The organism is Enterococcus sp. UD-01 (assembly GCF_044909655.1).
Classification (GTDB): domain Bacteria; phylum Bacillota; class Bacilli; order Lactobacillales; family Enterococcaceae; genus Enterococcus_L.
On record NZ_JBIYEU010000004.1, the window covers coordinates 92,814 to 104,364 of the forward strand.

The following is an 11,551-nucleotide window of genomic DNA, read 5'->3' on the forward strand; positions in this document are numbered from 1 at the left end:
AACTTTTAGCTATGATGTACCTACATTTTTTCAATAATTATCTGTCATTCCTTTTTAAATAAGTATATAACAAAATCTACCAATTTGGCGCAAAAAAACAGCAGAGACAAAAAAAGCAGAAGGTCAGCCTAGCCTTTACTTCTGCTTCTTTTGTTTAATGTATTTCTTTTTTCCCTTCATTACTATGCTTATAACCATAACCGAAGTAAATAATCACACCTAAAACCAACGCGATGGCAAAAGCTTTCCACGTAGCTGCACTTAGCTGCAGCATTAAAGCAATACTAACAATCACCAGCAGTATCGGCACAAGAGGTACAAAAGGAATTTTAAACTCACCTGGTTTTGGCGCACCAGCTGTTTTTCTTAGCCAAATAATACCAAGAGCCATAACAATTAAATACATCAACGTTACGATATTGGTCAGCTCCGCTAGCAACTCCATTGGCACAAGTCCTGCAAAAATCATAGTGCAAACGCCCGCTACATACGTAGCATTTTTCGGTGTCCGATTTTTCTCATCGATTTTACTCATAAATTTCGGCAATAACCCATCTTTACTAATTGCATAAATAATCCGCGCCAAGCTGTACATCATTGAAATTGAAACAGTCAACAACGTTAAAATCGCACCAACTGAAATAATACCGGCAATACCATCCCGTTCTACAAAACGCATGGCAAAAGCCACTGGGTCTTTTACGCCCAGCTTTTCAAAAGGAACAATTCCTGTTAAAATCATCGTCACCACAACATATAGAACCGTCGTTATCACGATTGAACCAATAATCCCTCTAGGAATATCTTTTTGCGGATTTTTCACTTCTTCAGCAGTCATACTTACTGCATCAAAGCCTAAAAAAGCAAAGAACACTACTGCCGCGCCACTAATTACACCTGAAAATCCAAACGGCATAAACGGCTGCCAGTTCGCAGGTTTTACATAAAAAATTCCTACGATTAAAAATAAAGCAATAATGCCAAATTTAACAAAAACCATGCCATTATTTAACCGCAGCGCTGTTTTCGCTTCTAAAGAAACCCAAAACATCACTGCTAACAACACGACGACTGCGATGATGTCCACGTAGGTGCCCTGTGCCGGATTATAAGCGCCGCTTAAGGCCTGCGGCAAATCAATACCCAAACTATTTAAAAAACCATGAACATAGCCCGACCAGCCTGAAGCCACGGAGGAAACTGCAAGAAAAAACTCACAAATCACCAGCCAGCCGGTCATCCAAGCTACAAACTCCCCAAAGACCACGTACATATACGCATACGGACCGCCAATAGTAGGTATTCTTGAGGCAAACTCAGCATAACAAAGTCCTGCCAGAATAATCGCTCCGGCCGCTACTAAAAAGGAAAGCGAGAGGGCTGGTCCGGCATCTCTTTTGGCAGCTACACCTGTTACAACGAAAATTCCCGTTCCAACGATTGCTCCTATTCCCAGCATGATTAAATCCATCGTTTTTAAATCTTTTTTCATCGAACTTGGCTCCGTCGAATGACTCGCTAGCTCTTTTTTTCGAAATATTGACATTTAAGTTCCTCCAATAAGTAAATTAAACAGCACGGTTCTTATTTAACATCCCTAAATTTTCATAAAAATAAGCGTAAATCAGGTATTTACGCCCACTCAATTTTCCTAACATAACCGATCCTATTTCTCATTAATCTTTTCTACTAAACACTGTTTACAGTTACATTTAGTCTACCAATAAAAGCTATGCTTAAACAACTATAAGACAGAAAAAAATCCAATAGAATTTTTCTCATTTTTGACGTTTTCTTAATAAGCAACTCACAAAAAAAGACAGCCTTCCCAGCTTTTGTTAGAAGCCTATGGAATCTGTCTGTTCTGCATTAAACTAAATACTCTTATGTAAGCCGAAGTTTATTCTAAAATAACAGTAGTATTATCTATTAATATCTTGCCGATCATCAAAAAAATACCATCTAAAAATAAAACGGTCATATTCACACCAAAAATAATCGACATTTTTTCAATTCCTTGAATCTTTTTCTTTTTTCTAAGAATAAAATATAAGCCAAAATTACTTCCGTATGTAAATAAAGTTAAGAGTACTATTAATTCCCACAACATGCTCTTCTCTCCTTATAATAATCAGCGTTATTTTGTATCCACTTACATTTTACGCCATTATCGCCCACTTTTAAATAGCTTTCCAAACTTTTATAGAGTAGTCATTTAAATCAGAAAAAGCACAGTAGACTCACGATGAATTCTTGTTTGAACTAAATAACTATGTTAAAATGCTACTAACATTTTACAGATAAAAAACAAAAAGATCTTACTATTAACAGAACCTGATTTTCGTAAAAGCAGCCTTTAGTAAAAGTGAAGAAACTTTTCTTTCATTCGGAATAAACGCCCATAAGTAATTTTTTTTTATTTTATAGATTAATATATTTTACAAAACAAGTTAAAAAAAAACTGATCGTTCAAGTAATTTTTTTCAAACCCTTTATTGACCACAATTAGGTTTTCCTATAAAATGGAGAATAGATAGAAACGAATAAAATAAAAAAGCACTTCACGATTTAGCTACCAACTAAACCATGAAGCCCTGAAGCGTCAGTGAACACCTGACCCTTCAAGTTGCTAAAGTCAATACTTATACATTGACATCTTTCATTTTACTCAATTTTGGCTGAAATTTCTAGAGGTTTGTTCTAGTTTTTTCAGATTTGAAGATGTTTGTGCTTATTTGTTGAACTTTCAATGGCGTTGGACTAGTGTTCAATGCCATTTTTTATTTATTCGTTTCTGTCTTCAAAAAGAGCTTGCTCACTTGTAAATCATGAATCTAATTGTCAACCAACCATTGACTAAATAAAAAGCTGATCCCAACCAGCCTTTTACCCATTCTCCTGGATGAATTTATAAGTGAGTAAGCATCCTTTATGTAATAGTCATCTACTACTCCCAAGTATTGATCTAAAGCCGAATGCGCTTTGATCGGTGACTATTATCCCGAGACAGCTGTGTCTCGGGTTTTTCTTTGCGCTTAAGATATTTTTGCCTGATTTTATCTTTTTACCTAACTGAAGATTACCTTTTTAATTGTAGCATGTACCTATGATAAAATAAATAAATAACAAATTTTTTAAACTATTCTTATACTAAAGCTTTAAGAAAATCATTTTGTCTTAAGCTAACGGTTCTGTTTGGTAAAAATGATTAATGAATGCTTCTATTTGCTTTAATTGGGAAGACTTAATATGTTCTCGTTTAACGAAGTAAAAATTTCTTTGATAATTTGAACTTAATTTTTCCCAAGGAATAGCTGCAGACAACGCTTTTTTTGAAACAATGGATTGACCAATTCCCAGTTCTAAACATTTTAAAATAATTTCATTATTTTTAATTGTAATCTTTTCAGGATGAATGTTTTGTTCCAAAAAATATTGCTCTGTATAATGATATACGCCGGAATCCGATTCACGAACCAGCCAAAGATTTTTGGAAAAATCGCCGGCACGAACCAGCACATCTGCTAAAAGGTTAGTACGAATGATTTCATTCGTTACAAGAGGCTTTTCAATAAAGCCAAAATGCGCTTCATGCTTTTCAATTTCATGTAAAACCTGTTCTGAATTATGCATCTCTACCACAAATGTTACCTCAGGAAAACGATCCGTCAGCTTTGCTAATAATTCCGGCAAATAATAGACGGCAAATGTATTGGAAGCAACTAATTTACAAGTTTCTTTAGGGGTGGTTTGAATCTTCAAAGCCGTTTGTAAATCCTGCCAGTCATCCGCTAAATTCAATAAATGTTGGTACAAAATATCTGCCTGCTTGGTAGTCACAATTTCTTTCCGGCCATTGCGAATAAATAATTCAACCCCCAGTTCTGATTCTAATTGTTTAATATGATTGGAGACAGCCGGCTGTGAAATGAATAACTTTTCTGCTGCCTGAGAAAAATTTTTTGTTTCATAAACGACTCGGAAAGCTGTTAATAATTTAAACATCGTAATCCCTTCCATTCGATTTCGTTATAAATATCATTCTAACTATTTATTTCTCAAATGCAACATATTTCGTTATACTGAATACATAATTAATGATCAAGAAAGAAGATGAAGCTTTTCGTGGAAAATAATAAGATAGAATCATCCTATTTAACACAATTAACAGCTATTTTGCCCGGCTTGACTGCGGCTTTTATCGTAGCAGTTGTTAGTAAAGTCGTAGCAATTTGGCTGCCGACTTTAGGCGCTGCTACTATTGCCATTTTATTAGGGATCTTTTTAGGCAACACATTTTTAAAGCAGCCGGTGCTAGCTAAAGGTACCAAGGTAGCAGAAAGTAAATTACTGGAATTTTCAGTTGTCTTATTAGGAGCAACCGTTACCTTCCAAACCATTGCTCAAATTGGAGTGAAAGGAGCTGTCTTTATTATTCTGCAAATGAGTATTACCATTTTAGGTACTTATTGGCTAGGAAAAAGAATGCAGTTTTCAGATAATATGTCATTATTAATGGCGGGAGGCAACGCTGTTTGTGGCTCTTCTGCCATTGCTTCCATCGCTCCGGCCATTGGTGCAAAAGAGGAGGAAAAAGGACAAATTATTACATTAGTAAATCTTTTAGGTACTATTTTAATGCTGCTTTTTCCCCTGATCGGCGCCTTACTTTACGGAAGCGATCTGTTGGCTAAAAGCGCCTTGATTGGCGGCACCTTACAGTCAGTGGGGCAGGTAGTGGCCAGTGCCAGCATGATCAATGCCGAGGCCGTTGAGCTTTCTATGCTGTTTAAAATTATGCGAATTATGCTGCTGGTAGTGGTTGTCTATGCCTTTAGTAAATTTAAAAAGCAAAAAAACGGCACGACCGTTTCTGAAACCGAGGTTATTAAGAAAAACGCGGCACTGCCATGGTACGTAGTAGGTTTTGTCCTCTTTTGTATCTGCAACAGCGTTCTTCATTTGCCGGAACCTCTTAGCGAAACGGCTCACTTTTTCAGCGGCTGGTTTGAAATCACTGCATTAGCAGCGATTGGATTACGCTTGGATTTCCAAAAATTCTTTAAAGAAGGGAAACGCTTTTTGCTTTACGGACTGTCTGTTGGGTTTATCCAGCTGCTGTTAGCCATTTTGTTTATCGCTTTACTTCAATTAAAAAATTAGAGACATTCCTTTTTAAAAAGAACCTGAACAAAAGCCGAATTTGCTTTCGTTCAGGTTCTTTTTCATTTTATCCGATCTTCTGCTGAATGTGTTTTAAAACCAGCATACGATTTATTTCCCGTTAAATTAAGAATATACAGCACAACCACCAATAATAAAATGGACAATGCTAAGAGTAAGGTTTGAACGGCTTCACCGTGAATAACCATCAACTGTCTTAAAATGGCTGTAATGCAAATTAAGATTAAATAGCGGATCGGAATATGATGGCCTTCCTGAATGTAGCGGATCACCATCATAATAAATTCAAATAACATAAAAAAAGCAACAACTTCCTGCATTACAACTGACAGATTTTTTGGTGTCATCGGCTTACTGACAAAAGTACCGATATCAATTAATTGGCGAATCATAAAAACTAAGATTAAAAGTGCCAGCAATCCTAATACAACATCCAAAACCCAATTAACATATTTCTTCAACATCCCAAATCTCTGATCTTCTTTCATTCGTTTCCTCCTTTTATTTGTCTCTTTGTTTTCCATTTTGTTCCACATAAGAATAATATATCATTTTTTTTACACGAAGTAAAAATCTAAAACCGCTCATTTGTAAACGCTATCACAATGATGGAAAATAATCAATAAAAAAACAGCTGAAAAGCAATTTCAGCTGTAATATGCTCCGTTATTTCTATACTAAACCAAATGCCAGAACGAGTGCCGGCAAAAAATTATTCAAAAAGTGAATCCCGATACTGACTTCTAAACGCTCTGTTTTATAATACGCAAATGACAGGACAAGACCCATTAAGCCATAAATTAAAAAACTGATAATATCTGTTGGTCCGTGTGCCATGCCAAAAACAAGTGTACTGATGGCTACTCCTACAAGCGGAAATTTCTTCAACCAAAAGCTGATAATCCCTCCGCGAAAGATAATTTCTTCCACAATTGGCGCTGAAATTCCAACTACTAAAAAGATTAATAACGGGTTTTCACCCTTGTACAACTCCTGTAAAATTGCATCATTCGCGGTAGAATCTGTTCCTTGTTTCATTAACAATGATGTACCTACAACCGCTATCAAACGAGTTAAAATAGCGCCGCCGATGATAATCAAAATATTTTTCATTGATATAAAATCAGCACGAAAATCTACAAAGCCTAGCTTTTTCCCTATAAAAATGATTATCCAAATATTGCCGATCGTCAGCAATATCAAAATAAGCGTACTCACGAAAGACATGGTTTCTGCTCCTAATTGAAGGGAAACCCCTTTAGCAATTGCATAAGCTAACGAACTAACCTGACTTAATAAAAACAACCCCACCAAAATAAAAAAATTCTTAACATATCCCATTTTACCTGCTCCTTTTTCTACCATAAAATTGTGTTCTTTTTAAGGATATCAAAAATAACGTAATAAAAACAGATACTTTTCGTAATAAATGCCTTTTTTGCGTTTAACTAAGCATAAAATACCCTCCTTTTAAAAATGAGATTTTTTTCATTTATTTTCCAACAAAAATAGCAAACTATTCATTTCTATCACATTCTGCTTGACTTCTCAAGGGACTCTAAAGTAGGATTTAATAGTTCCAGAAAACAACTTGAAGCTCCTGCATTTTTTATTTCAACCGCTTATTATTATGAAAGAAATGAGGCTATCTTCCTTGAAAAAACTAGTTAAAATTTTCACTTGGTTTCTATCAATTATCTTACTCCTTTTATTACTTATCTTTTTAGCGTTTCAATTATCTCCTAAGCCGGGAGCACTGGTTATCAACCGACTATATAGTGGAAAAGTAGAGATTCAAGACAAACAAAAATATAACGCTGCAGCTCAAACGGTAGCTTCAATTAAAGATGTCACCTACAAGTCGTCATTCGAAAGGAATCAGCTGGATATTTATTATCCTAAAGATGCCAATGACAGCGTACCTGTTTTATTTTGGGTGCATGGCGGTGGCTATATTGGCGGAGACAAAGCAGGGATGAAAGAATTTGCGACGTATATCGCTCATACAAATAAGGTAGCCGTTGTCGTAGTAAATTATGAGCTGGCGCCAAGCTTACATTATCCGGGACAAGTAGAACAGTTAAATGATGCCTATACCTTTTTAAGTACTCAAAAGCAAAAATATCCTCAATTAAATTTCAATAATGTCTTGTTTGGCGGAGATTCTGCCGGCGCTCAAATTGCGGCACAGTATGTAGCCATTCAAACCAATGATGCTTATGCAAAAGATATGAAGCTAAAGCAGGCAGTAAATAAGCAAACGATCTCGGGCTTTATTTCGTACTGCGGGCCGCTTGATTTACAGCAAGCTGCTTCATTAAAATCAGATGATCGTTTTATGAAATTCTTTGTTAAAACGGTGGCCTGGTCCTTTCTTGGGGATAAACATTGGAAGGACAGTCCTAAATTGACACAAGCCTCAATCGCTCAGCACTTAACCAGCGACTTTCCACCAAGCTATATTACAGACGGCAATGCCTATTCGTTCCAGGATCAAGGAATTGCGTTTGTAGAAAGGCTGAAATCCTTGAATATTCCTGTTGACTCCCTATTCTTTAAGGATTCAGCTAAAGAAGTGACCCATGAATACCAGTTCAACTATAAGACAAAAGAAGCACAGGAATGCTTACAGCAGACGACAGCAGCTATTTCTGAATTTTTAACTCTTCATCAAACGAAGCAAAAATAAATAAATTTATTACAAAACAAAAGACTGAAACAAAACTAAAAATAGTTTTGCTTCAGTCTTTTGTTTTTTGTAAGCAACGGTTAAACATCCAATGAATATAGCGGCTTTTGTCTCAACCACGCTAGTTTTAGAAAAGCTTTATTTCGTTTCAAGCTGACGGACTCTTTCTATATGCATCGTCAAGTAAACCTCTTCTTCCAGAGAAGGCTTCACCTGATGACTTTTATCTAAATAATTAATAACCTTTTCTGCACATTGAAACGAAGACTGATACTGCTGAATCACTACCCGAATCATCTCGTCGCTCATATCCATCATTTTTATCTCCTTGACCTGACGAATCAGAAAATATTGAAGGTGTGAAACGAGTCGGGAAAAGCTAATGGAGTTTTGATCAATTTCAAATTGAAAATGATACTGAATAATCAAAATAATATCCGAAATAATTTTAGTGACATTCATGGCCTGTTGAATCGATTCGTAATTGTTTCCGCTGCTTAAAAAATGCATAGCAATCGCTGTAGCTTCTGTATCATCCAGCTCAACATTCAAGGTATTATGAATAGTTGCAACTGCCTGTTCACCCAGCTTCACTTCGGCGGGAAACAACTGTTTGATGTCCCAATGCAGCGGACTAACAACCGCGATACCTTTCTTTTTTCTGGCCACTGCTGAAAAAATATGATCGGCTAAAGAAACCAGCATACTCAACCCGAATTCTGTTTTCAATTCCTTTTCTGCCTGTTTGATAATGGTATCACTTACCATAATATAGTCAATCGGTATCTCTTTAATTAAAGCAGCTACCTTGTCAATTTCACTTTTTAGTTCATTTTTCAAGACAAACGTTCGATCAATCAGTGCTTCATTTAACCTATTTCCGGGATAGGCTTTGTAGCCTACCCCTTTTCCCATTACAATTAGCGGTTGATTGGCATCATCTTCAACCAATACCACGTTATTATTCAGTCTTTGTTTTATGCGCATTAGGATGTTCCCCCTGTTAGTACTACTATAGCAATGAAGCAGCCTCTTTATCAACTATTAATGTTATATTCGGATGTGTCGTTAATAAGGTTGCCGGAACTTCTTCTGTGACAATGCCATCAACTAGCTGCTTAACGATCCCAGCTTTAGCTTTTCCATTAGCAATCATCACTAATTTTTTAATTTGCATGATGCTTTTTGGTCCCATTGTTACATAATAATCCGGACGTTTCGCTTCCTCACCGCCCACTTCAGCTAATAAAATATCCACCATGTTCGGTGTTGCATCTTCATTAACTTTACTTGTTAAATCACCAAATTTCGTTGTATTTGGTAAATTGCCACAGAAATGACCGTCTGCGCCAACACCAAGTAAAACAAAATCCAGACCGCCATCTGCTTTAATACGTTCATCCTGTGTTTCATAATTTGTGCCGTCCAACACATGAATCTGCTCACGTTTAATATTGGCAGGTCCGAAAAACATATTATGCAGATTAGTCATGGTTACACCATAGCTCTCTTCTTCACCTTTGAATGGAATTTCATCAAAGTTATAATAATGGACTTGCTCAAAATATTTTTTATCCTTAACCAGCGGCACTAAGAGTTCATATACTCCTTTTGGCGTAGAACCAGCGGTAATAGAAATATTTGTACGATATTCGTTGTGCATTGCTCCTAATAATTGCTGTGCCGCTACTGTGCTCATTTCTTTGTAATCTTCTGTAATAATTAATTTCATTTTTATTCCTTCTTTCTTATTTGTTAATAATTTATTATTGCAAATAGCTGATCTGTTAAATCAACTTTTTCTGCTAAAGTTTTGTCGACTGCTTTGTATTTTTCAGAATTTGTGACTACAACAATCACAGCATCATTCAGCTCTTTTGATTGAATGAACGCTCGGTCAAAAGATAAAAGCTCATCCCCTTTACGGATTTTTGCTCCTTGCTCCACCTTTAAATCAAAGCCTTCTCCTTCTAGTGTAACTGTGTCTAAACCAACATGAATCAACATTTCTACCCCGCCGTCGCTTGCTTCCAGTCCGATTGCGTGCTTTGTTGGAAAGACCGCTTTTACTTCACCGTCAAACGGTGCATAAATTTTGCCGTCTGCAGATTCAACTGCTACTGTTTTACCTAAGATTTCCTGTGAGAAGGTCGCATCATCAAGGGTGTCCAAAGCAATCATTTTACCGATTACAGGAGATTGAATTAACTCATCTTCAGATTGCACTTCAGTTATGGCAGTTTTATTCGCCTCTTCACTTTGACCTTCTGCTGTTTTAGCTGTAAAACGATCCAACAAAATAAATGTCAGCAATGCTGTCGAAACGACGGAAACCACAATTCCCACTAAAATACCAGTAAAGCCTTCTCCCATGAAAGCAGGCAGCGACAAAATACCAGGCATTACAAAACCAAAGCTACGTCCGCCAAGCATAGTACTGACTGCTGCACCTAAACCGCCGCCAAGACACGCAGCGATCATTGCGCCTTTATATTTAACCAACACACCATAAATCGCTGGTTCGGTAATTCCAATATATCCCGGAATAACAGCAGATAGGGCCACCTGTTTTTCTTTAACTTTTTTAACTTTGAAATAAACAATTAACGGCGCGGTTGCTTGTGCTAAAGTACTCATGAAGGTCATCGCCAGCATTTGCGAAGAACCAAAGCTTGAAATTTCCTGTTGAACAATTGGATTTAACGCGTGATGCATACCGCCTAATACCAAGATCGGACGTGAAGCTCCTACGATAAAGCCCGCCAGCCAAGGAGAAAAATCAATCAACCACTTAATACCAAGTGCAATATACTCACCAATATAATATCCTAACGGCGCTAAAATAATCATTGCAATCGGCGCGGTAATGACTAGCGTTAATAATGGTGAAAATACCATGTTGACCATTTCTGGAATACGGCGATCAAAAAAGCGTTTGACATATTTTAAAAGCCAAACTGAAAAGACAATTGGCAAAACAGATGCACTGTAATCAACCACTGCAACCGGTAGTACACCAAACAATTTCATAAATTGCTGTCCTTCGCTAATCGCAAACGGATACATCATTAAGCCCGCTAATGTCAGTGCTAAATATTCATTCGTTTTAAATTTTTTCGCTGAACTAACCGCTAATAAAAATGGGAAGAAATAAAACATCGCATCGGATAAACCATTTAGAAAGATGATCGTATCACTTGTGCCGTTCGCCCAGCCAAAATTAGTAAACATAAAAATAAAGCCTTTAAGAATCCCGCCAGCAATTACCGGTGGCAAAGCCGGCGTTAAAATAGACGACAGCGTATTCAAAAGATTTGTAACGAAGCCGTGCGATTTTTCTTCTGGTTGCTCACCTTCACTTGTCACGTTCGTCATTTCGGTTAACTCGTTGGCAACGTTAACTACTTTTCCGCCGAGAATAACTTGAAATTGTCCGCCTTGAAACTGCGTCCCTAAAACTCCATCCAGTTGATCTAATTCTGCTTGGTTTACTTTTTTTTCATCCTTCAACTGAAAGCGTAATCTAGTTACACAATTTGTGAAACTAGAAATGTTATTTTCTCCTCCCACTTCTTTAAGGATCATTTTCGCTAACTCGCGATTATTCATTGTACACCTACTCCTCCTTCGCAAAGTCCAAATAAAAAATGCCTAAAGAGAGCGTATTAAAAAATACAC

The 11,551-nt window shown here is 36.7% G+C and carries 10 protein-coding genes; 2 read left to right on the forward strand and 8 right to left on the reverse strand.

The genetic code is table 11. From position 1 onward, the window contains the following. Window positions 1-154 precede the first annotated feature (154 nt). The 3 genes from ABH902_RS05315 to ABH902_RS05325 all read right to left on the reverse strand — a co-directional run bounded on the left by ABH902_RS05315 (window position 155) and on the right by ABH902_RS05325 (window position 4,005). Window positions 155-1,546: an amino acid permease gene (locus ABH902_RS05315; protein ID WP_404589513.1), complete on the reverse strand. Its 1,392-nt coding sequence runs from the start codon at window positions 1,544-1,546 to the stop codon at window positions 155-157. A 354-nt stretch (window positions 1,547-1,900) separates the two neighbouring features. Further along, the gene (locus tag ABH902_RS05320) at window positions 1,901-2,110 is read right to left on the reverse strand and encodes a hypothetical protein (RefSeq protein ID WP_404589514.1); all 210 of its coding nucleotides are present in this window, start codon (window positions 2,108-2,110) and stop codon (window positions 1,901-1,903) included. Window positions 2,111-3,177: 1,067 nt separating this feature from the next. Continuing rightward, window positions 3,178-4,005, reverse strand: a complete 828-nt coding sequence (locus tag ABH902_RS05325) for a LysR family transcriptional regulator (protein ID WP_404589515.1) — start codon at window positions 4,003-4,005, stop codon at window positions 3,178-3,180. A 108-nt stretch (window positions 4,006-4,113) separates the two neighbouring features. Between ABH902_RS05325 and ABH902_RS05330 the strand changes: the two genes are divergently transcribed. Further along, window positions 4,114-5,163: a YeiH family protein gene (locus ABH902_RS05330; RefSeq protein ID WP_404589516.1), complete on the forward strand. Its 1,050-nt coding sequence runs from the start codon at window positions 4,114-4,116 to the stop codon at window positions 5,161-5,163. Window positions 5,164-5,225: 62 nt separating this feature from the next. Here the strand turns inward: ABH902_RS05330 and psiE are convergent, their stop codons facing one another. Together psiE and ABH902_RS05340 are read right to left on the reverse strand one after the other, a co-directional pair. Next, complete coding sequence (psiE, locus tag ABH902_RS05335) at window positions 5,226-5,672, reverse strand: phosphate-starvation-inducible protein PsiE (protein ID WP_404589517.1); 447 nt, start codon at window positions 5,670-5,672, stop codon at window positions 5,226-5,228. Between the two features lie 184 nt (window positions 5,673-5,856). Further along, window positions 5,857-6,525, reverse strand: a complete 669-nt coding sequence (locus ABH902_RS05340) for a lysostaphin resistance A-like protein (protein ID WP_404589518.1) — start codon at window positions 6,523-6,525, stop codon at window positions 5,857-5,859. Window positions 6,526-6,823: 298 nt separating this feature from the next. Between ABH902_RS05340 and ABH902_RS05345 the strand changes: the two genes are divergently transcribed. Continuing rightward, the gene (locus ABH902_RS05345; RefSeq protein ID WP_404589620.1) at window positions 6,824-7,873 is read left to right on the forward strand and encodes an alpha/beta hydrolase; all 1,050 of its coding nucleotides are present in this window, start codon (window positions 6,824-6,826) and stop codon (window positions 7,871-7,873) included. Between the two features lie 138 nt (window positions 7,874-8,011). On the opposite strand, the gene ABH902_RS05350 is transcribed toward ABH902_RS05345, so the two are convergent. Genes ABH902_RS05350 through ABH902_RS05360 form a run of 3 tightly spaced genes read right to left on the reverse strand, consistent with a single transcriptional unit; the run spans window position 8,012 to window position 11,482 of the window. After that, window positions 8,012-8,860 carry a PRD domain-containing protein gene (locus ABH902_RS05350; protein ID WP_404589519.1) on the reverse strand — a complete coding sequence of 283 codons (849 nt, stop codon included), beginning with the start codon at window positions 8,858-8,860 and terminating at the stop codon, window positions 8,012-8,014. Window positions 8,861-8,885: 25 nt separating this feature from the next. Then, on the reverse strand, window positions 8,886-9,605 hold the full coding sequence (locus ABH902_RS05355) for a glucosamine-6-phosphate deaminase (RefSeq protein WP_404589520.1): 720 nt from the start codon (window positions 9,603-9,605) through the stop codon (window positions 8,886-8,888). Between the two features lie 23 nt (window positions 9,606-9,628). Beyond that, window positions 9,629-11,482 carry a glucose PTS transporter subunit IIA gene (locus ABH902_RS05360; protein ID WP_404589521.1) on the reverse strand — a complete coding sequence of 618 codons (1,854 nt, stop codon included), beginning with the start codon at window positions 11,480-11,482 and terminating at the stop codon, window positions 9,629-9,631. Window positions 11,483-11,551: the final 69 nt, after the last annotated feature.

Coding starts and splice junctions, on each gene's coding strand:
- ABH902_RS05315 (WP_404589513.1), bottom strand. CDS start 1,546: ATGTCAATATTTCGAAAAAAAGAGCTAGCGAGTCATTCGACGGAGCCA.
- ABH902_RS05320 (WP_404589514.1), bottom strand. CDS start 2,110: ATGTTGTGGGAATTAATAGTACTCTTAACTTTATTTACATACGGAAGT.
- ABH902_RS05325 (WP_404589515.1), bottom strand. CDS start 4,005: ATGTTTAAATTATTAACAGCTTTCCGAGTCGTTTATGAAACAAAAAAT.
- ABH902_RS05330 (WP_404589516.1), top strand. CDS start 4,114: ATGAAGCTTTTCGTGGAAAATAATAAGATAGAATCATCCTATTTAACA.
- psiE (WP_404589517.1), bottom strand. CDS start 5,672: ATGAAAGAAGATCAGAGATTTGGGATGTTGAAGAAATATGTTAATTGG.
- ABH902_RS05340 (WP_404589518.1), bottom strand. CDS start 6,525: ATGGGATATGTTAAGAATTTTTTTATTTTGGTGGGGTTGTTTTTATTA.
- ABH902_RS05345 (WP_404589620.1), top strand. CDS start 6,824: ATGAGGCTATCTTCCTTGAAAAAACTAGTTAAAATTTTCACTTGGTTT.
- ABH902_RS05350 (WP_404589519.1), bottom strand. CDS start 8,860: ATGCGCATAAAACAAAGACTGAATAATAACGTGGTATTGGTTGAAGAT.
- ABH902_RS05355 (WP_404589520.1), bottom strand. CDS start 9,605: ATGAAATTAATTATTACAGAAGATTACAAAGAAATGAGCACAGTAGCG.
- ABH902_RS05360 (WP_404589521.1), bottom strand. CDS start 11,482: ATGAATAATCGCGAGTTAGCGAAAATGATCCTTAAAGAAGTGGGAGGA.